Source organism: Vibrio sp. V30_P3S12P165 (assembly GCF_009904905.1).
Lineage (GTDB): Bacteria > Pseudomonadota > Gammaproteobacteria > Enterobacterales > Vibrionaceae > Vibrio > Vibrio fujianensis.
This window is the reverse complement of record NZ_WXWH01000046.1, coordinates 36,958-57,984: the sequence shown is the minus strand read 5'-3', so window position 1 is coordinate 57,984 and position 21,027 is coordinate 36,958. Positions and strand designations below refer to the sequence as shown.

The window sequence follows — 21,027 nt, the reverse complement described above, 5'->3', positions numbered from 1 at the left end:
ATCATTATTATTGATGTATTTGTTTAGTTTAATAAAAAAGTCGACATTTTGTCGACTTTTCTGCTATTCAGATGAATCTATTTAACTTCCATGCCTTTCGCTTGCAAATCAGCATGGTAGGAAGAGCGTACAAATGGCCCGCAAGCAGCATGGGTAAAGCCAAGCTCAAGGGCGATTTCTTTTAGCTCATCAAACTCTTCAGGTGGGACGTAGCGTTCAACCGGTAAGTGGTGGCGACTGGGGGCTAGATATTGGCCTAGCGTTAACATGGTGACACCGTGTGCACGCAAGTCTTTGAGTACTTCAATGATCTCTTCTTTGGTTTCCCCAAGCCCCATCATTAAGCCTGATTTAGTTGGGACATCTGGGTGTCTTTCTTTAAATTTTTTCAACAGTTCAAGTGACCACTTGTAGTTTGCTCCGGGGCGAGCTTTACGATACAAACGAGGGGCGGTTTCAAGGTTATGGTTAAAAACATCGGGTGGATTATCATTGAGTTTATCTAAAGCGATATCCATGCGACCCCGAAAATCGGGTACTAGTGTTTCTATTCGAATGCCTGGGTTGAGTGCTCGGATCTCCCGGTTACAATCGGCAAAATGCTGGGCTCCTCCATCACGTAAATCATCACGATCAACGGAGGTGATCACCACATATTTGAGTTTCATGTCATGGATGGTTTGGGCCAGTTTTTGGGGTTCTTCACTATCGGGCGCGATGGGGCGGCCATGGGCAACATCACAGAAGGGGCAGCGACGAGTACAAATCGCGCCAAGAATCATAAAGGTTGCAGTGCCGTGATTGAAACATTCTGCGAGGTTTGGGCAAGAAGCTTCTTCACACACGGAGTGAAGATTATTCTTACGCATTGCTGCTTTGATATCTTGGATACGTTGGCTATCCGCCGGTAATTTAATTTTCATCCATGCCGGTTTACGTAAAACTTCATGCTGCTCGGTGGGCATTGTCTTAACTGGAATTAAGGCCATTTTATCGGCGTCACGGTACTTAACGCCTCTTTCCATTTGAATTGGTTTGCTCATGCTATTTTACCTGTCAAAGGTGCTTCAGTGCTAAATTCGACTTGTTGATAACCGAATATACGGACAAGCTCTTGGATCATATTTTGTTCAACATCCTCAATACGATGAGGGCCAGCTATGTCAGAAACCTGTGTCATTTCCATTCCTTGATAACCACAGGGGTTAATCCGTAAGAAAGGAGATAGGTCCATATTGACATTGAGGGCTAAGCCATGAAATGAACAGCCTTTACGAATACGTAAACCGAGAGAACAAATTTTTTTCTCTGCGACATACACACCGGGAGCGTCAGCTCGAGCATGCGCGTCAATGTGGTAGGTATTTAGCGTATCAATGACTAAGTGTTCAATATGGTTAACCAGATCTCGTACGCCTAGATGTTTGCGTCTTAGATTAATAAGGACATAAGCGACAAGTTGGCCAGGCCCATGATAGGTGACTTGGCCGCCGCGATCACTTTGTACAATCGGAATATCGCCAGGATTGAGAAGGTGCTCAGGTTTTCCGGCTTGGCCTTGGGTGAACACTGGATTATGTTCAACGAACCAAACTTCATCGCGAGTTGTTGCATCTCGCTGATTGGTGAACTGGTGCATCGCTTGCCAAACGGGAAAGTAATCTTGCCGTCCCAATTGTCTGATAACAAGTTGATTGTCCATTGCGATTGCCCATTCATAATATATAAAGTTTTTTGATTATAAACCTGTTAGGTCATTTGAACTACTCATCTGGCTGGCTTTTTTAACATTATATTCTGTAGGGTTATTTTAACTTTATGATAAATAAGAAAAAGCAGCCTTAGGCTGCTTTAAAAAATAATTGATTTTATTTAAAAATAATTGATAGCAATGTTTTATAGTACCATGCGCACGATGTCGATATTGCCGAGCTCTTGATAGAGTGTCTCAACTTGTTCGATAGAGGTGGCTGTAATGGTAACAGAGACAGAATGATAATTTCCTTTGCCACTGGGTTTGATTCGTGGGCTATAATCACCTGGAGCATGGCGTTGAATCACTTCAAGGACCAACTCTGGTAGCTCAGGTTTCGCATGACCCATTACTTTATAGGTAAAGGAGCAAGGAAACTCTAGTAGATCTTTCAGTTTTGCATCAGAGTTTATTGTCATCATCGTAGAGACTCCAAGTTTGGCATCAAATTAAATGGTGGCGAATAGTACAGTTAATCAATCAAGAACTCAAGTTTAGGCAAGAGAGATGAACGGAGGGGATTTACTGCTAACCGTTCATCTATCATTGACACTTGTTTAGAAAAGCCCTTTAAATAGCAACACAATATAATCCCAAAGACGGCTAAATAAGCCGCCTTCTTTGACGTCTTCTAGGGCTATTAATGAGTATTGAGCGACATCCTTTCCTTGTAATTGATAGTAAAGCGTACCTACGACGTCGCCTTTATTAATTGGGGCTTTTAATTCTTTTTCAAGCACAAAGCTAGCGCTTAAATCTTTTGCTTGCCCACGAGGAAGAGTCACATAAGTATCTTCGTTTACACCGAGTGATACGGTCGATTTATCGCCCATCCAAATGGTTTCATCGACAAAGGTTTCGCCTGCTTTATGTGGTGCAACGGTTTCAAAGAAGCGGAAGCCATAACTGAGCAGTTTTTTACTTTCTGCTTTGCGCGCATTGATATCTTTAGTGCCCATAACGACTGCAATTAAACGCATTTTTCCTTCGGTGGCAGAGCTGACAAGGCTATAGCCTGCATTAGAAGTATGACCGGTTTTGATGCCGTCCACATTCATGCTTTTATCCCATAGCAACCCGTTACGGTTGTATTGAGTAATGCCATTATAAGTGAATTTTTGTTCAGAATAGAGCGCGTATTCATTGGGCACGTCTCGAATTAGAGCTTGGCCTAATAGTGCCATATCATAAGGAGTAGAGTAGAGGTTATCGTGATCTAATCCATGTACGTTAGCAAAATGAGTATTGCTCATTTTCAGTGATTCTGCCCAAGCGTTCATTAAATCAACAAAGGCATCTTCTGATCCAGCAATATGTTCTGCCATCGCAACACACGCATCATTGCCGGACTGAATAATAATCCCTTTATTCAAATCGCTAACTTTAACGGTTGTGCCCACTTCAATGAACATTTTCGATGAGTCTGGGTAATTTTTAGCCCAAGCATTGCGGCTAATCACAACATCATCATTGAGTGAAATATTACCTCGCTTTAGCTCTTGACCAATCACATAACTGGTCATCATTTTGGTTAAGCTGGCTGGCGATAATTTTGTGTTCATCTCTTTTTCAGCCAGAACTTTTCCTGAATGATAATCCATCAAAACGTAGCCTTTCGCTGCAATTTGTGGTGCATCAGGAATAACAACCGGTGATGCGAACACGGCAGTCGCAGAGAGCGCAATAGAAGACGCCAAAATAATGTGTAAAGTATTTTTTTTCATAGTGAATGCAAAACTGATTGGTTAGTTGTCCAGTATCCTAACAGAAACCGCTAGATAAATCAGGCCAGCATGGCGGTGATTCTCGTGTTGAACGGTGACTATTGCGTGAGATTTTTCCGAATAAAGGCGGTTTGATAACCGAGTGATTTTACTCGTTCTAAGGTTTGTTGCGTCAAGTTATAGTCAGTAAATGGACCTAAAAATATTCGATAGTGTTGATTTTCATGATCCACAAAGCTTGGCACGCTTAGCGTTTGACCTATTTTTTCTGCTAAAGTTCGTATATTTTGCTCGTGTTGAGAGGCGGCAACCTGAATGACGTAATCATGTTGTTGAGATTTTAGCGGTGTTAAAGCGGGTTTTTGTTTATTGATGACGCTAATTTCAACCTGAGCGGTCCCCGTTTGTAAAACGCCTAATTTATAGGCAGCGGCATAGCTTAAATCTATAATTCGACCATCATGGAACGGCCCGCGATCATTCACGCGAACAATGGTGCTTTTACCATTCTCAACATTCGTAACTTTGACATAAGACGGTAGCGGCAAGGTTTTATGTGCGGCACTCATGGAGTACATGTCATAAATTTCGCCATTAGAGGTTAAATGGCCATGGAATTTTTTGCCATACCAAGAGGCTTGCCCTGTTTCAACAAATCCTTCTGTGTCTCGGATGATTTGGTAGTTTTTTCCTCGCAATGTGTAATCTCGATTCCCTCCCAAACTATATGGTTCATATTGTGGTGTCGCATCCTCAATATGCTCGAGTGAAAGTGGTACATTTGGGGCGATATCATCATTTATTGAATAGCGTCCATTTGATGAGGAGCTACTGCAGCCCGAAAGGAAGGTCAAGGCGCTTAGCGTTAACAGCAGAGTCAGTAATTTCATCAGTATCAGTTTGCCTTCGAAAATGCTTTTCGGTGGGTATGAATAGACATCAAAATACCGAATCCGGCCATCAGTGTCACCATTGATGTGCCACCATAACTAATCAGAGGGAGTGGAACCCCCACCACAGGCAAGATCCCACTGACCATACCAATATTAACGAATACATATACAAAAAAGCTGAGCACAATACTTCCCGCCATCATCCGGCCAAAGGCTGTTTGTGCGTTGCTGGCAAGATATAAGCCTCGTCCAATAACGAATAGATAGACTGAGAGTAGGGCAAGCGTTCCGATCATTCCCCACTCTTCGGCAATGACGGCGAAAATAAAATCAGTATGGCGTTCAGGTAAAAACTCAAGGTTAGATTGGGTGCCGTGCAACCAGCCTTTTCCGGAAATTCCTCCAGATCCGATTGCTATTTTACTTTGGATAATATGGTAGCCAGCTCCCAATGGATCGGACTCTGGATTAAATAGAGTTCGAACACGAGTTTTTTGGTATTCATGCATCAAGAAAAACCATAATACTGGGACAAATGCACCGACTCCAATGCTGGCGGCTGCAATGATTTTCCAACTGATTCCAGCTAAGAAAATGACAAAAATCCCAGAGGCGGCAATGAGAATCGCGGTGCCCAAATCCGGCTGTTTAGCAATTAAAATAGTGGGAACGAATACCATGAATAGCGAGACCGTTAAGGTCTTTAGATCGGCCGGAATAGGACGGTTACCAATATAGCGTGCCACCATCAGTGGAACCGCCAATTTTAGTAATTCAGACGGTTGAAAGCGTACGAATCCTAAGTTTAGCCAACGTTGAGCGCCTTTTGATATTTCACCAAAAAATAACACTCCCAGCAGTAATAAGGCTCCAACAAAAAAGAGCAGTGGAGCTAGACGTTCATAGTTACGAGGAGAGATTTGAGCTAGCCCAACCATGATTAACAGTGCCATCCCCATCCGCATGGCTTGACGATCCATCATGGCAAGGCTTTGGCCACTGGCGCTGTACATGACAACAAGCCCAAATAACATTAAAACTAATAAGCCAAGTAAGAGTGGAAGATCAATGTGTAGTTTCTCAAAAAAAGCACGATTTCGGCCAGTGGCAGGATCCATCTTCATTGTTTGCCCTCTTTTTCTGCCAAGATTACGTGATCGAAAATTTGTCTAACAGGGGGGCCACCATTACTTGATCCCCCTCCTGCATTTTCTAGTACAAGGGTAACGACCAATTCGGGGTTCTCGATAGGGGCAAACCCTGTAAATAGTGCATGGTCACGTAGGTGTTCTGAGAGTTCTTCGGCGTTGTACTCTTGGCCCTCTGCCAAACCGAACACTTGAGCTGTACCTGATTTACCGGCACTTTTGTATTTTAATCCTTTGAATGCTCGGCGCGCGGTACCGCGTTTCCCGTGGTTGACTAAATACATGCCTTCTATTGCCATGTCCCAGTATTTTTCTGGAACTTCATTAATCGCTGGATAGGTGACATATTCAGTTTCTTTTTGGGTTGAAAAAGGTTCACCATTATTGATGGTTGAGCGTAGCAAGTGAGGCGCAATGACTTTTCCCTTATTGGCAACTACCGAGGTGGCTTTGGCTAACTGCATCGGTGTTGCTGTCCAATAGCCTTGACCAATACCCACTGGAATGGTATCGCCTTGGTACCAAGGTGTTTTATGACGTGCCATTTTCCACTCACGGGTTGGCATATTGGCTTTGCTTTCTTCATAGATATCGATACCAGTATAATCCCCAAAACCAAAGCGCATCATCCAGTTTGATAAGCTATCGATTCCCATATCATAGGCAATTTGGTAGAAGAATGTATCGACCGACTCTTCTAATGCTTTGATAATATCGACTCTACCATGCCCCCAACGTAACCAATCTCGAAATGGGCGAGTGTTGGAGTTGGGAATTCGCCAGTATCCGGGGTCATTCCGTGTGGTATTGGGGGTTATAATTTTATCGTTCAGTGCTGCGACGGCAATAAACGGTTTGACGGTTGAGCCGGGGGGGTAAATACCGATAGTGGCTCGATTGACGAGCGGACGATTAATATTATTGAGCAGTTGATTGTAATCGTGTGACGAGATGCCGTGCACAAAGGCATTGGGATCATAGCTTGGACTAGAGACCATCGCTAACACTCCATTGTCTTTAGGATCAAGTACAATGGCAGAGCCTCGTCGTCCATCTAACAGTTTATGAACAAATAACTGTAACTTGATATCGAGGTTGAGAACAATATCCTTACCCGGAGTTGGTGGAACATATTTTAGGGTTCGGATGATCCGACCGCGGCTGTTTACTTCAACTTCTTGATAACCAGCCGTCCCATGCAGTAAATCTTCGTAATAGCGTTCAATACCCAGTTTACCAATATCTCGAGTGGCTTGATAATTGGCCGCTTTATCTTCTCGTTCTAGTCGCTCTAAATCTCGGTCATTGATACGTGAAACATAACCAATAACGTGAGTGAGTACCTCGCCATATGGATAAAAACGTTTAAGGCTCGCGCTGACCGAGACCCCCGGAAACTTATGTTGTTGAACAGAAAACTTAGCGACTTCTTCTTGAGTTAATTGAGTGAGCAGCGGAATCGCGTTGAATCGGCGTGTTCGTTGGCGATCTTTTTCAAACGCGGTGATTCGATCTTCCGGGATGGTGAGTATTTCTTGTAAGCGAGCAAGCGTATCTTCCATATCTGTCACTTGCTCGGGAATAATTTCCAAGTTAAAAACAGGTCGGTTTTCTGCCAGTAAGTGACCGTGGCGGTCATAAATTAAACCGCGATTTGGTGCTATAGGTACCACTTTTATACGATTATCGTTAGAGCGTGTTTTATAGTCTTGATACTGTTTGACCTGAATCGTGTATAGGTTAGTAATCAAGATGCCTATGGCGACGATAATCCCAATAAAAGCGACGATTGCTCGATGGCGGAACAATCGAGCTTCGGCTTGGTAATCTCTAATTGGACTGCGCTTACGTCTCATCGCTCTTTATTCTCTATGATAAGGATGATTCGCGGTGATACTCCATGCCCGATATAGGCTTTCAGCCATCACGACCCGAACAAGAGGATGAGGTAAGGTTAAAGGAGACAGTGACCAGCTTTGATCCGCTGCCGCTTTACAAGCTGGCGCTAAACCTTCAGGCCCCCCAATCAGGATAGAGACATCACGCCCGTCTAATTTCCAGCTTTCTAATTGCTCTGCTAGTTGTTCGGTGTCCCAACGTTTACCGGGAATATCTAAGGTGATAATCCGATTACCTTTAGGAACGGCGGCCAACATAGCTTGTCCTTCCTTTTGTAAAATACGAGCGATGTCAGCATTTTTTCCTCGTTTCCCTGCAGATATTTCGATTAATTCTAGTGGCATATCATGAGGAAAGCGACGGCGATACTCTTGAAACCCCTCTTCGATCCATGTAGGCATCTTAGTCCCAACCGCGATCAATTGAAGTTTCACTCTTAACCCCAAAGCTTTTCTAGCTGGTATAAGGCACGAGGCTCCTCTTGCATGACATGTAACATAGTGCTTCCCATGTCTAACACGACCCATTCACCTTCATTTTCTCCATCCACCCCAAGTGGTTGCATGCCAATTTTTTTTACTTCATTGGCTACATGTTCTGCAATTGAGGCAACATGGCGTTTTGATGTTCCGGTACAGATGATCATGTAGTCGGTGATACTTGATTTGCCTTGTACATCAAGGGTAACAATATCAACAGCTTTCATGTCATCAGCTTTATTAGCCAGAAAATGGGTCAAATCGTTGCGTAGCAAGGGGGTATCCTCTGAATCTTGATATTTGGTTATTAAAAAGCGCAACAGTATACCACGGTTTTAGTTTGGTAAAGATAAGTTTGCTTCGGGTAAACAGAATTCTAAACTCAGTTGTTGTAATAATGGCCAAATGGATTGGCTATATTGGGTTTTCGCTTGTTGTTCGATACAGGTCAGCAATTGTAATAAATGGCGTAAGTGATGACCGGATAAGCGCTGTAAAGCGGCAGAATACAGTGGACGTTTATTTTGCCAAATACGGTATTGTTCAAAGACTCTAGCGATCGGTTGAGTCTTTATCGCTTGGCGCATGTGTAGCAGTTGAAATATTTCTTTTTGAATGGTGCGAATTAAAATGATCGCTTCAATATCTTCCGATGCCAGTTGACGTAGAATCCGCTGTGCTCGGTTTGCTTTACCTTCTAATAAGGCGTCCACCCAATGAAAGGCCGTAAAATGATTATGGCGACTGAGTGATTCTTCTAAGCGAACTAAGGTCAAGCGACCATCAGGGTAGAGTAAGGTTAGCTTTTCTAAACTTTGTGCCAAGGCAAGCAGATTACCTTCGTGCCATTGAGCGAGCATTTGGACGGCTTCAACGTCTGGCTGTAACCCTAACATTTTACAACGGGTCATCACAAACTGAGGCAAGCGAGATAAGTCAGGCGTCAAGCAGTTCACCCAACAACCTAGGTTGCTGAGGGTTTTAAACCAGTGACTTGTTTCTTGTGCTTTGGTGAGCTTATTGCCGACCACAACCAGCAGAATATCTTGATTCAAGTGTTGCGCTAATGTGCTGAGTGTTTTCCCAGTTGCGGCATTCATGCCACTGTCAGGAATATCAATTTCAATTAATTGCCGACTGGAAAAAAGGCTCATTGACTGGCAGCGATCATAGACTTCATTCCAATCAAGGTTACTATCGGCGGTAAATTGGTATTTTTCTTCGAAACCTAGTTCTCTGGCTTTATGTTCTATCGCTACTCGTGCTTCTTGAATCAGTAATGGCTCATTGCCTAGCACGAGATAGAGAGGGGCTAGGCTCCGACTTAAGGTCTCAGGAAGTTTATCGGCGTACACTTTCATACTGACACTCGATTATTTGGATCTGATAGCATTTGAATGATCCATTTTTGGCTCGCTATTTATGGAGTCTTCAGAGGTGGAAAGTGTCTCGGCTTTGTCAATATCTCCAGTTTGAATGGCAATTTTAAGCCGTGCCATCTGACGAATAATTTGGCTGGCAGCCAGCTTACGCATTTCATCAACGATCAATTCCCTTTCTACCGATTTCGCTAATGCGGTTAACGGGTTATCTAAGTAACTACGAGTGACGCTAGTGGAAAAGGTTTTTATTCCCAGTTCGGGAATTGTAACCCGGTATGAGGCGATAAATGTCAGCTCTTTTTCTGCTGCTCGAGTGTTTTGATAAAGAGACAGCGTTCGTTCACTGGTACTTTCATTGACTAAGTGCAAATTAGGGACGTCTGCGGAAGGTGCGACTAATTCGATTTCATTCATGCGTAGCTGATCTTTCACAATCCGTGTGAAAGTACTGAATTGATCGTAACTAGTCAAAGACATGGTATTGAGTTTTTCTGGGATATCATAATCCCCACGTAATTGAAACCCACAACCCGACAGGAGCAGCGTCGTTAGAAGTAATAGTAATGTTGGTATTGACGAAAATTTAAAACACATGGGGCGATGATTCTCATGAGTGAATTTACTTATCTTAACTTACCCGTTGGGATAGGCTGAGATAAGTAAACAGGGTATGCATACCCTGTTTACAGACCATCATTAGCCTAATTAGTTCGCGACAAGGTTGAGTAACTTACCGGGGACATAGATGACTTTGCGGATGGTTAAACCGTCGGTAAACTTCTTAACATTTTCATCCTGTAAACCTAATGCTTCAACTTGTTCCTTGCTGGCATCGGCGGCAACCGTCAATTTTCCACGTAATTTACCATTTACTTGCAGAACAATCAGTTTTTGATCTTCAACTAATGCGGCTTCGTCGTAAGTTGGCCAGGTTGCTTGGTCAATGTCCACTTCGCCGAGCGCTTGCCACATTTCAAAACAGATGTGTGGCGCGATAGGGTAAAGCATTACGGTGATTGCTTTAGCAGCTTCATCGATAATGGCTCGATCTTGTTCAGACTCTTGTGGGGCTTTAGTGAGTTTATTCATCAGCTCCATAATCGCAGCAATCGCTGTATTAAATGTTTGACGACGAGCAATATCATCAGTCACTTTAGCAATGGTTTTATGCACATCACGACGCAGTGCTTTTTGGTCGGCATTTAATGCATCGCTTTGTACCGCAACCGCAGCACCTTTCGCAGTATGTTCAGCGACGAGCTTCCATACTCGTCTTAGGAAGCGGTTCGCCCCTTCAACACCAGACTCTTGCCACTCCAATGTCATATCGGCAGGCGAAGCAAACATCATAAATAGGCGTACCGTATCAGCGCCATATTTATCGACCATCTCTTGCGGGTCAATGCCGTTATTTTTTGACTTAGACATTTTGATCATGCCTGAGTGTTCAACGGGGCGACCTTGATTATCCACCGCTGAAATAATGCGACCTTTTCCGTCACGCTCCACTTTGACCTCAGTCGGGGAAATCCACTCTTTGGTGCCTTTCTCATTGCTATAATAGAAAGCGTCAGCCAGCACCATGCCTTGGCAAAGAAGCTGTTTGAACGGTTCGTCTGAGGTGACATAACCAGCATCACGCAATAGTTTATGGAAAAAGCGTGAGTAGAGTAGATGCATACAAGCGTGTTCAATACCACCGATGTATTGATCAACCGGTAGCCAGTAGTTGGCTTTGGCTGGGTCTAAAATATCATCCGCTTGTGGTGAGCAGTAACGTGCATAATACCAAGACGATTCCATAAAGGTATCAAAGGTATCGGTTTCACGTAGGGCGGGTTGACCATTAAATGTCGTTTCAGCCCAAGTTGTATCCGCTTTTATCGGACTGGTTACACCATCCATGGTGACATCTTCAGGTAAGATAACGGGTAACTGATCGGCAGGAACAGGATGAACTTGACCATCTTCAGTGGTGACCATTGGGATAGGGGCTCCCCAATAACGCTGACGAGAAACGCCCCAGTCACGTAGACGGAAGTTAACGGTCTTTTTACCTTTACCTAGCGTTTCGAGTTTTGCTGAAATGGCATCAAAAGCCGCTTGGAAAGTTAGCCCGTCGAATTCACCAGAATCAAATAGTACGCCTTTTTCTGTATAAGCTTGCTGGCTAATATCTAACTCGCTGCCATCTTCAGGTTTAATGACGGGAATGATATCTAAGCCGTATTTGGTGGCAAATTCGTAATCGCGTTGGTCGTGTGCCGGAACCGCCATTACCGCCCCAGTCCCATAGTGCATTAGTACGAAGTTGGCGACATAGATAGGCACTTCACGGCCATTTAAAGGATGGATAGCCGTCAGGCCGGTCGCCATGCCTTTTTTCTCCATTGTCGCGAGTTCGGCTTCGGCAACTTTGGTGTTTTTACACTCATCAATAAATGCTGCCAGTTTAGGGTTATTCGCCGCCGCCTGTATTGCCAAAGGATGACCCGCAGCAATACCGACATAGGTAACGCCCATTAAGGTATCTGGACGGGTGGTATAGACTTCCAAATCCTGATCTTGGCCTTTAACTTGGAAGCTCAGTTCTACCCCTTCAGAGCGTCCGATCCAGTTGCGCTGCATGGTTTTAACCATTTCAGGCCAGCCGTCAAGGTTATCTAAATCATCGAGCAATTCTTGCGCGTAGGCGGTGATCTTAATAAACCATTGCGGGATCTCTTTTTGCTCAACAGGCGTATCACAACGCCAGCAGCAGCCGTCTTCTACTTGTTCGTTAGCGAGTACGGTTTGGTCATTAGGACACCAGTTTACTGATGAGGTTTTTTTATAAACCAGACCTTTTTCGTACAGTTTGGTGAAAAACTCTTGTTCCCAGCGATAGTATTCAGGACGGCAAGTCGCGAATTCACGGCTCCAGTCATAACCTAAACCCAGTAATTTGAGTTGGTTTTTCATGTATTCAATATTTTCATACGTCCAAGGTGCTGGTGCCGTTTTATTTTTAACGGCCGCATTTTCGGCGGGCAAGCCAAACGCATCCCAACCAATCGGTTGCATGACGTTTTTACCTTGTAAACGTTGGAAGCGAGAGATCACATCACCGATCGTGTAGTTACGCACATGCCCCATGTGCAGTCGACCACTTGGATAAGGAAACATAGAAAGACAGTAGAATTTTTCTTTATTTGGGTCTTCACTTACCACAAAGGTTTGGTTGTTATCCCAGTGCTGTTGAACTTTCTGTTCAATATCTTGCGGGTTATATTGTTCTTGCATCGATGACATCCGGTTATCTTGGAATTTGTGAGTTCGGTTCGAACAGGTACTTATAGATCAACATAGAATACCTAAAGCAGCCCAGCACAACAATAGCCAATCGGTTTTGATGGAGGTGACTTATGCGAAAAGAGACAGCAGGCTATGAGGCGTTATTGGAAGACGTGGTTGAAACCCTCAAACAAAGCCCACAAGAAGTAGACCGTATTATCGAAACATCCGGCAAAGTGGTTGCCGCCGCTAATGATTTAACCAAAGACGAATTAGCGTTAATTTCAGCGTATGTAAAAGCCGATTTAAAAGCTTTTGCTGCAGAGTATGAGCAAAGTAAAAACGGGCCATTTTATTTAATGATAGCGAATACCCTATGGCAAGGGTTGTTGGACATCACGGATAAAACTAAAGTGGAATGGGTGGAACTATTTCAAGATTTGCAACATCAAGGCCTTTATCATTCTGGTGAGATGATTGGTTTGGGGGTGTTAGTTTGCGAAAATTGTGCTCATAAAGTGGAGTATAATCATCCAACGGAAATTATGCCCTGCAGGCATTGTGGTAACACTCAATTTAGTCGTCAGCCTTTACAGCCATGAGTAAGGTCACCCCTTGAATTTATCATTCTAGGGGCGATGGATTGAGCGGCGACGATTCATCCCAAGGCTGATTGCCAAACTTAATCCACACCACATATAGAGCGGCCAGCTTCCCCATTGATGATAAGGAGTTTGTCCTCGAGTGGGGGTGATTTTTGCTTTGAGGACGCCAGTTTCAAATTGCGCCAGTTGGTGGGTGATTTTACCGTATTGATCGGTGATGGCCGTGACCCCATTATTGGTCGAACGTATTAAGGGCCTACCCAACTCTAAAGCTCGCATTCGAGCAATTTCCATGTGTTGCAGTGGCCCATTCGAGCGCCCAAACCAAGCGTCATTAGAGAGTGTGAGTAAAAAATCGGTTTGCTCGGTGACGTTGGCTCTTAGCTGTTCGTTGAAAATAATTTCGTAACAGAGGGCTGGGGCAAAGGCGAATCCCTTAGCGATGATATTGGGTTGAATATAATCCCCTCGGCTAAACGAAGACATCGGGAGATTAAACAGCGGCGCAAGAGGTCTTAGCCATGCTTCGAAGGGCACAAACTCACCAAATGGCAGCAAGTGATGTTTGTGATAGCGTTGAGTGACATCGTAGCGATATTCTGCATGTTCTGTCTCACCTAACGCTAAAATACTATTAAAATAATGCCCCTGCTGATCATGGTTTAAGATGCCGGTGATGACTGCGCTCTGGTTCATTTGTGCAGCGGAATCTAAGTTGCTAAGAAATGAACCAATTTCTCCTTCAAAAGCCGGGATGGCGGCTTCTGGCCAAATAATAATATCAGCATCCCAATTTTCACGACTCAGATCGGTATATTTCATAATGGTTGGCCAACGTTGGTTGGGATGCCACTTGAGTGATTGTGGAACATTACCTTGAACGATAGCCACTGTGATGGTTCTTTCCGGTTCAGGCGTGACCCAGGAGTGCTTCTGAAGGGCTAAAGCGCTCACAAAGAATATCAAAGGGAGCAACAAAGCTAGCCATGAGCGATTCAGAAATGAATAACTCAGAGAACTTGCACTTATAATGACAACCCAAGTAATCAGCTCCACCCCTCCGATCGGGGCAAAATAAGCCAATGGACTATCTATTTGACTATAGCCGAGCCATAACCAAGGAAAGCCGGTCATTATCCAGCCTCGAAGCCAATCGCAGAGTAACCAAAGGACAGGAGCGGTGAGTAAAAACTTAACCCAATGAGTGCGAGGGAAAAAGCGATTCAGTGTCCAACTAAAGAGCGCACTATAGATGGATAAATACCCGACCAGCAGTAACATCAGAGAGAAGCTGGCGATTTTGGGTAATCCGCCAAATGTATCGATACTAATGTGTACCCAACTGATCCCAAAGCCAAATTGCCCTAAGCCCCAACAATAACCAATCAGCGCTGCTTGTTTTGCTGAACGATGATGAAGCAGTATTAGTAAGAGGCATGGGCTAAGAATAGCGAGTGGCCAGACTTGATAAGGTGCAAAAGCTAAGGTGGTGAGTGCGCCGATAGATAAGGCCATCAGAGGCCGTATTAGGCGATGAATACAATTTTTCATCAACGGTAACTTTCTTAAGTAATCAGCTCAGCCAGAAGTTTGGCTGAGCAAGGTGGGCACTTTTTTACTCTTCCTGAGTTTCCGGTAGCGTTTCAAAATCAGGAATTGTCACTTGCAACTGAACCACTCGACGGCTATCTGCAGCGGTCACTTTAAAGCTGTAATGGCCAATTTCAATGACTTCACCACGAGAAGGTAAGTGACCGAATGCGGTCATGACTAAACCACCGACAGTATCGACTTCTTCATCACTGAATTGTGTACCAAAGGTATCATTAAACGACTCAATGGTAGTCAGGGCTTTGACCGCATAAGTATGCTTACTTAATTTGCGAATATCGAGTTGTTCTTCATCATCAAATTCGTCTTCAATATCACCAACGATTTCTTCTAGAATATCCTCAATAGTCACAAGGCCAGAGACGCCGCCAAATTCATCGACGACAATCGCCATATGGTAACGTTCCTCGCGGAACTCTTTCAGTAGACGATCAACGCGTTTACTTTCTGGAACCACCACTGCGGGTCGAATGACTTGTTCGATGTCAAACGGTGCGCTATTTGAGCCTAAGTATTTGAGTAAGTCCTTCGCTAATAGAATGCCTTCGACATGATCTTTATCTTCACTAATCACTGGGTAGCGAGAGTGCTGGGCATCTGTGATTAAAGCGACCAGAGAGTCCAAGTTGTCGTTACGTTCAACGGTCACCATTTGTGAGCGAGGAATCATAATATCTCGAACTCGCATCTCTGCAATTTCCATCACTCCCTCAAGCATATCTCGAGTGTCATGGTCGATGAGGTCATTCACTTCAGAGTCTCGGATCACATCCACTAACTCTTGGCGATCTTTGGGCTCACCCTGAAAGAGTTGACCTAGGCGTTCAAAAAAGGACTTTCTACTCGGACCTTCAGATTTTTCTTTTTTTCCTTCAGTAGAATGGGGCGAATTATCGTCGTTCATTGTGTCTCTTATTGATAACGCTATCAGATGTGTGATAGCTCACATTAAGCCGATGGGGACGTCAGTGATCCAATCCACCGCTTAGTTTTTCTCCGCTAAATAAGGGTCGTTAAACCCCATTTTTTGCATGATTTCGGTTTCAAGCGCTTCCATTTCATCAGCATCTTGATCATCGATATGGTCATAACCTAGCAGATGAAGGCTACCATGTACAACCATATGCGCCCAGTGGGCCATTAATGGTTTTTCTTGTTCAATGGCTTCTTGTTCGACAACGGGTTGACAAATTACCAAATCCCCTAAGAGATCGAGCTCGACCTCTGGTGGTGCCTCAAAAGGGAAAGAGAGCACATTGGTTGGTTTATCTTTGCCGCGATAGTCTAAATTTAGCTGATGACTCTCTGCTTGGTCAACGATTCGAATCGTCACCTCTGCTTGGTGCTGGAAAGGCGTGATTGCCGCGGTAAGCCAGTTTGAAAAATCCTCAAAACTCGGTAAGTTTTGTTCATTTTCAACTGCAATTTGTAAATCCAATTCAATACTCATGATTGATTTGATTCCTCAGGCGTTGATTGGGGCGAGGTGGGACTGGTTTTTTCCAATTTAGCGTCTCGCTCTTCACGTCGGCGTTGTTCATAAGCTTTACGTTCTTTTTGATCTTGTGCTTCCCATTTTTCATAGGCGTTAACAATACGTGCCACAACGGGATGGCGAACCACATCGTCTGATTGAAAAAAGTTAAAGCTAATTTCATCAACTTCGCTGAGCACTTCAATCGCATGACGTAGTCCTGAACGCGCCCCTCTGGGTAAGTCAATTTGGGTGACATCGCCAGTAATAACTGCACGAGAATTAAAGCCAATTCGGGTGAGGAACATTTTCATTTGTTCCACGGTTGTATTTTGGCTTTCATCAAGGATGATAAAGGCATCATTGAGTGTACGACCACGCATATAAGCCAGCGGAGCAACTTCAATGACATTGCGTTCAATGAGTTTTTCTACGCGCTCAAATCCCAACATTTCAAATAGCGCGTCATACAACGGACGTAAATAAGGATCGACTTTTTGGCTGAGATCTCCAGGTAAAAAACCTAATTTCTCTCCAGCCTCAACGGCAGGGCGAGTGAGTAGAATGCGGCGGATTTCTTGCCTTTCTAGCGCATCAACGGCTGCAGCGACGGCTAAATAGGTTTTTCCTGTTCCGGCTGGGCCAATACCAAAACTGATATCGTGGGTGACCATGTTGACTAAATATTGAGCTTGATTTGGTGTGCGAGGTTTGATTACCCCTTTTTTAGTCTTGATCAACACCTCTTTACCATGAGTGATAGCGGATGCCTGATGTTGCTCTAAAACCCCAGCCTCTTTAATCGCAAGGTGCAGCTGCTCAGGGTCAATATCAGGAATTTGGCCACGAACCGGCGCAGTATCAACATAAAGAGTTTTGAGGAGATCTATCGCAGCAGAAGCTGTGTGAGCTTTACCAACAACGGTAAACAGATTACTACGGTGATTGATCTCCACCCCTAATCGACGCTCTAGCTGTTTGATATTATCGTCGAAAGGGCCACATAAACTGGCTAGGCGGTGGTTATCAGAAGGTTCAAGATTAATTTCTAAGGTTACGACTTTATTGCTCAAATTGGCCTCTCAATCAGTCATTGAATGGTGCCCGATGATGACGGGCATACAATGACACTATGTGCTAGTTTGGTGGTAAAATCAGCTGCGCTGATTTTAGTAACTAAGCGTGAGTACTCCTTTCTCCGAGCGAGATCCCTGTGATCTTAAAGTTGCCACTAAGCTCAATCGCCCCAATCACATGGTCAGTGCTATGTTCATGGGGCATGCTTATCACCTATCGGCAACGCCAAGTGATTTTGGCATTAAAGTTCATCAAGGTTTATGGGGTGAAAGTAGCCACACCTAGCTCATCTTCACGACGAGTTTTAGCCATCATTTGTGATGGAGAAATCAGGACGCGAAGGTTCATTTCTTGTTCGGTACGCACCAGTTCCCCACGTAAGGAATTTGGGAACACATCGACAATTTTTACATCAACAAACTGGCCGATAAGTTCAGCTGGCCCTTCAAAGTTAACGACGCGGTTATTTTCAGTACGACCACGCAATTCCATCAGGCTTTTCTTTGATGGACCTTCAACTAAGATGCGCTGTTCAGTGCCCAGCATTAGGCGCGAGTAACGCATCGCTTGACTGTTGATCTGTTGCTGTAATTCGTACAGTCGTGCTTTTTTGGTCTCTTCAGACAGGTCGCATGGGTAGTCTGCGGCCGGAGTTCCTGGTCGAGGAGAAAAAATAAAGCTAAAGCTCATGTCAAAATCAACCTCACGAATGAGCTTCATAGTGTCTTGGAAATCTTTATCCGATTCACCAGGGAAGCCGACGATAAAGTCGGAGCTGATTTGAATATCAGGACGAGCTTTACGTAGTTTACGAATGATCGATTTATACTCAATCGCGGTATGTGGGCGTTTCATCATGGTTAAGATGCGATCACTGCCACTTTGTACTGGAAGATGTAGGAAGCTGACGAGCTCTGGTGTATCTTCATAGACGGCGATGATGTCATCTGTAAACTCTAATGGATGACTGGTCGTAAAGCGAATGCGGTCAATACCATCAATTGAGGCGACTAAACGTAGTAATTCAGCGAATGAACAAATGGTGCCATCGTGCATGGGGCCACGATAGGCATTGACGTTTTGTCCGAGCAGGTTCACTTCACGAACCCCTTGTTCTGCTAGTTGGGCAATTTCATACAACACGTCATCCATTGGACGGCTAACTTCCTCACCACGCGTATAAGGCACAACGCAGTATGTACAGTATTTAGAGCAGCCTTCCATGATCGAAACAAAGGCGGTTGGCCCTTCTGCACGAGGTTCTGGCAAACTGTCAAATTTTTCAATTTCAGGAAAAGAAATATCCATCACTGGGGCTTCGGTCGATTGAGATTGTCTGATCATTTCAGGCAAACGGTGTAGGGTCTGCGGCCCAAAAATAACATCCACAAAAGGTGCACGCTCACGGATATGATCCCCTTCTTGGGTCGCGACGCAGCCACCTACGCCAATCACTACATTTGGCTTTTTATCTTTTAATGTTTTCCAGCGGCCAAGCTGGTGGAAAACTTTTTCTTGCGCTTTTTCACGGATCGAACAGGTATTTAGTAGTAGGACGTCTGCTTCCTCTGGCTCTTCCGTTAACTCATAGCCATTTGCTGCATTAAGCAGATCGGCCATTTTGGATGAATCGTATTCGTTCATCTGGCAGCCCCAGGTTTTTATTAGCAGTTTCTTACTCATCTCACTTTCGCTCGTTCAATAATTCGTTCAAATAGGAATCCGCCATCTCAGCGGTAGCGGCGTATTGTACTGCTTTCGTTTGTGACTGACTAGTGATAGACAAAAATCTCTGCTAACCATTTGTCAGTACTTAGTTTTTTCCTTACTAACAGCAAGGTTTTTAGTGAAATATATTCGCAAAAAAAGCCTTAACACGTACAATGGGTTACAAGTAAAATTAACCTAAAGTGGCGAAGATGAACCCGTTTGATGTGATTGTAATTGGTGGGGGAATGGTAGGTGCAGCAGCAGCATTAGGCCTTGCTAAACAGGGGCGACGAGTTGCTCTGGTTGAAGGGGAGGCTCCAGTGCTGTTCTGTCCAGAGCAGCCGATGGATGTTCGAATTTCAGCTATTTCGCACACCTCCGTTGCGTTACTCGATACGTTGGGAGCATGGGAAGGGGTGAAGCAAAAACGAGTTTGTCCTTACCGCCGCTTAGAAACGTGGGAACATTCAGCGTGTCGAACTCGTTTTACTAGTGAAAGTTTAGGTTTAGCCCAATTAGGGTTTATGGTTGAAAATCGAGTGATCCAATTAGCCATTTGGGAACAGTTTAGCCATTGTCCTGAGTTGACCGTTTTTTGTCCAGATAAACTGAGTAATATCCAGTATCAAGCAACCGGTGCACACCTAGTTACCTTACAGTCGGGCACAACGCTGGCAGGCGAGTGGATTATAGGTGCGGACGGAGCCAACTCTCAGGTTCGTTCATTTGCCCACATCGGAGTGACCGCGTGGGATTATCGTCAACATTGCATGTTGATTAATGTGCAGACAGAAAAACCGCAACAAGATATTACCTGGCAACAGTTTTTTCCTTCAGGCCCTCGCTCATTTTTACCGCTGCAAGGCCAGCAAGCTTCATTAGTTTGGTATGATTCGCCGAGACGAATCAAGCAGCTTATGAACTTGAGTGATCAGCAGTTAGGTGATGAAATAGTCAGTCATTTTCCTTCTGAACTGGGCAAGATCTCCGTGATTCAACGAGGGGCGTTTCCATTAACTCGTCGTCATGCCCAGCGTTATGTTAAGCAAAGATGTGTTCTTATTGGGGATGCAGCTCATACGATTAATCCTTTGGCGGGGCAAGGGGTTAATTTAGGTTTCAAAGATGTTGCCGCTTTATTGGCTGTGACACAAGGAGAGCAAAAGCTGACAGAGGAACGGTTTCAATGTTACGAACGCAAACGTCGTTCGGATAACTTATTAATGCAAACGAGCATGGATCTATTTTATAAAACCTTCAGCAATCATTCGCTTCCATTAAAACTGATACGCAATATGGTGTTAAAAGGAGCGGAGCATTCAGGGCCGATTAAAACACAGATTTTACGGTATGCGCTTGGACTTTAGGTTGGGTTTAAATAACTAATGGTAACAATCTCAAAATAAAAAACGCTGCCGGGTAAGGGCAGCGTTCCAGTCAAGATATCGTATTGAATTACTTGGTTACACGAAGTACAGGTGTTTCACCTACGGTTACCGAGCCAGACAATTTGCTAAGCTCTTTAATTTCATCCATGTTAGAAATAACAACAGGAGTCAATGTCGATTTCGCTTTCTCTTCGAGTAGAGCAAGATCGAATTCGATGATGGTGTCGCCGACTTTTACCGCTTGACCTTCTTCAGCAATACGTTTGAAACCTTCGCCTTTTAGCTCTACGGTATCGATACCGAAGTGAACAAATAACTCAACGCCATCATCCGATTCAATAGAGAAAGCATGGTTAGTTTCAAAGATTTTACCGATAGTACCATTTACAGGGGCAACCATTTTGTTACCTGCTGGTTTAATCGCAATACCATCACCAACGATTTTCTCGGCAAACACGACATCTGGCACGTCTTCAATGTTTACAATTTCACCAGAGAGAGGTGCAATAATGTCGATTGCACCTGCGTCAGCGCTGTCGTCAGAGACTAGCTTCTTAAGTTTGTCAAACAGACCCATTGTGTCATGCTCCTAACGTTTAAATTTATTTTAT

General features: G+C 44.2%; 21 protein-coding genes. 3 read left to right on the top strand and 18 right to left on the bottom strand.

Annotated features, from left to right (window positions below):
- Positions 1-77 precede the first annotated feature (77 nt).
- The 12 genes from lipA to leuS form a co-directional block, all read right to left on the bottom strand.
- Positions 78-1,043 (bottom strand): lipoyl synthase, encoded by a 966-nt coding sequence (gene lipA / locus CAG57_RS09860; RefSeq protein WP_099612068.1) that lies wholly within the window; start codon positions 1,041-1,043, stop codon positions 78-80.
- The gene (gene lipB, locus CAG57_RS09855; RefSeq protein ID WP_099612069.1) at positions 1,040-1,702 is read right to left on the bottom strand and encodes a lipoyl(octanoyl) transferase LipB; all 663 of its coding nucleotides are present in this window, start codon (positions 1,700-1,702) and stop codon (positions 1,040-1,042) included. The genes lipA and lipB overlap by 4 nt, the downstream gene beginning before the upstream one ends.
- Before the next feature lie 194 nt (positions 1,703-1,896).
- Positions 1,897-2,175: a DUF493 family protein YbeD gene (ybeD, locus tag CAG57_RS09850; protein WP_099612070.1), complete on the bottom strand. Its 279-nt coding sequence runs from the start codon at positions 2,173-2,175 to the stop codon at positions 1,897-1,899.
- 135 nt (positions 2,176-2,310) lie between these two features.
- Positions 2,311-3,477, bottom strand: coding sequence for a serine hydrolase (locus CAG57_RS09845; protein WP_161428162.1), 1,167 nt, complete (start codon positions 3,475-3,477; stop codon positions 2,311-2,313).
- Positions 3,478-3,575: 98 nt separating this feature from the next.
- Positions 3,576-4,367 carry a septal ring lytic transglycosylase RlpA family protein gene (locus CAG57_RS09840; RefSeq protein ID WP_099612071.1) on the bottom strand — a complete coding sequence of 264 codons (792 nt, stop codon included), beginning with the start codon at positions 4,365-4,367 and terminating at the stop codon, positions 3,576-3,578.
- Between the two features lie 5 nt (positions 4,368-4,372).
- Positions 4,373-5,494, bottom strand: a complete 1,122-nt coding sequence (gene rodA / locus CAG57_RS09835; RefSeq protein WP_099612072.1) for a rod shape-determining protein RodA — start codon at positions 5,492-5,494, stop codon at positions 4,373-4,375.
- Positions 5,491-7,374 (bottom strand): penicillin-binding protein 2, encoded by a 1,884-nt coding sequence (gene mrdA / locus CAG57_RS09830; protein ID WP_161428163.1) that lies wholly within the window; start codon positions 7,372-7,374, stop codon positions 5,491-5,493. The genes rodA and mrdA overlap by 4 nt, the downstream gene beginning before the upstream one ends.
- Positions 7,375-7,380: 6 nt before the next feature.
- The gene (gene rlmH / locus CAG57_RS09825; protein ID WP_099612073.1) at positions 7,381-7,851 is read right to left on the bottom strand and encodes a 23S rRNA (pseudouridine(1915)-N(3))-methyltransferase RlmH; all 471 of its coding nucleotides are present in this window, start codon (positions 7,849-7,851) and stop codon (positions 7,381-7,383) included.
- Positions 7,852-7,853: 2 nt separating this feature from the next.
- On the bottom strand, positions 7,854-8,171 hold the full coding sequence (rsfS, locus tag CAG57_RS09820; protein ID WP_099612074.1) for a ribosome silencing factor: 318 nt from the start codon (positions 8,169-8,171) through the stop codon (positions 7,854-7,856).
- 60 nt (positions 8,172-8,231) lie between these two features.
- On the bottom strand, positions 8,232-9,257 hold the full coding sequence (gene holA, locus CAG57_RS09815) for a DNA polymerase III subunit delta (RefSeq protein ID WP_161428164.1): 1,026 nt from the start codon (positions 9,255-9,257) through the stop codon (positions 8,232-8,234).
- 12 nt (positions 9,258-9,269) lie between these two features.
- Positions 9,270-9,872: an LPS-assembly lipoprotein LptE gene (locus CAG57_RS09810; RefSeq protein WP_099612076.1), complete on the bottom strand. Its 603-nt coding sequence runs from the start codon at positions 9,870-9,872 to the stop codon at positions 9,270-9,272.
- A 111-nt stretch (positions 9,873-9,983) separates the two neighbouring features.
- On the bottom strand, positions 9,984-12,560 hold the full coding sequence (leuS, locus tag CAG57_RS09805) for a leucine--tRNA ligase (RefSeq protein WP_161428171.1): 2,577 nt from the start codon (positions 12,558-12,560) through the stop codon (positions 9,984-9,986).
- 122 nt (positions 12,561-12,682) lie between these two features.
- Between leuS and CAG57_RS09800 the strand changes: the two genes are divergently transcribed.
- Positions 12,683-13,153 (top strand): zinc ribbon-containing protein, encoded by a 471-nt coding sequence (locus CAG57_RS09800; RefSeq protein ID WP_099612077.1) that lies wholly within the window; start codon positions 12,683-12,685, stop codon positions 13,151-13,153.
- Positions 13,154-13,180: 27 nt separating this feature from the next.
- On the opposite strand, the gene lnt is transcribed toward CAG57_RS09800, so the two are convergent.
- The 4 genes from lnt to CAG57_RS09780 all read right to left on the bottom strand — a co-directional run bounded on the left by lnt (position 13,181) and on the right by CAG57_RS09780 (position 17,314).
- Positions 13,181-14,707: an apolipoprotein N-acyltransferase gene (lnt, locus tag CAG57_RS09795; protein ID WP_161428165.1), complete on the bottom strand. Its 1,527-nt coding sequence runs from the start codon at positions 14,705-14,707 to the stop codon at positions 13,181-13,183.
- 64 nt (positions 14,708-14,771) lie between these two features.
- Positions 14,772-15,671 (bottom strand): CNNM family magnesium/cobalt transport protein CorC, encoded by a 900-nt coding sequence (corC, locus tag CAG57_RS09790; protein WP_099612079.1) that lies wholly within the window; start codon positions 15,669-15,671, stop codon positions 14,772-14,774.
- 81 nt (positions 15,672-15,752) lie between these two features.
- Positions 15,753-16,217: an rRNA maturation RNase YbeY gene (gene ybeY / locus CAG57_RS09785; protein ID WP_161428166.1), complete on the bottom strand. Its 465-nt coding sequence runs from the start codon at positions 16,215-16,217 to the stop codon at positions 15,753-15,755.
- Complete coding sequence (locus CAG57_RS09780; RefSeq protein ID WP_161428167.1) at positions 16,214-17,314, bottom strand: PhoH family protein; 1,101 nt, start codon at positions 17,312-17,314, stop codon at positions 16,214-16,216. The genes ybeY and CAG57_RS09780 overlap by 4 nt, the downstream gene beginning before the upstream one ends.
- A 109-nt stretch (positions 17,315-17,423) precedes the next feature.
- Here CAG57_RS09780 and CAG57_RS09775 point away from each other — a divergent pair, with 109 nt between their 5' ends.
- Positions 17,424-17,603, top strand: a complete 180-nt coding sequence (locus CAG57_RS09775) for a hypothetical protein (protein WP_157928705.1) — start codon at positions 17,424-17,426, stop codon at positions 17,601-17,603.
- Here the strand turns inward: CAG57_RS09775 and miaB are convergent.
- A complete protein-coding gene (miaB, locus tag CAG57_RS09770; protein WP_099612082.1) occupies positions 17,577-19,001 on the bottom strand; it encodes a tRNA (N6-isopentenyl adenosine(37)-C2)-methylthiotransferase MiaB in 1,425 nt (474 codons plus the stop codon). The two genes, CAG57_RS09775 and miaB, sit on opposite strands and share 27 nt — an antisense overlap.
- 236 nt (positions 19,002-19,237) lie before the next feature.
- Here miaB and CAG57_RS09765 point away from each other — a divergent pair, with 236 nt between their 5' ends.
- Positions 19,238-20,395, top strand: coding sequence for a 2-octaprenyl-3-methyl-6-methoxy-1,4-benzoquinol hydroxylase (locus CAG57_RS09765; RefSeq protein ID WP_099612083.1), 1,158 nt, complete (start codon positions 19,238-19,240; stop codon positions 20,393-20,395).
- A gap of 88 nt (positions 20,396-20,483) precedes the next feature.
- Here the strand turns inward: CAG57_RS09765 and crr are convergent, their stop codons facing one another.
- Positions 20,484-20,993: a PTS glucose transporter subunit IIA gene (crr, locus tag CAG57_RS09760; protein WP_099612084.1), complete on the bottom strand. Its 510-nt coding sequence runs from the start codon at positions 20,991-20,993 to the stop codon at positions 20,484-20,486.
- Between the last annotated feature and the right edge of the window lie 34 nt (positions 20,994-21,027).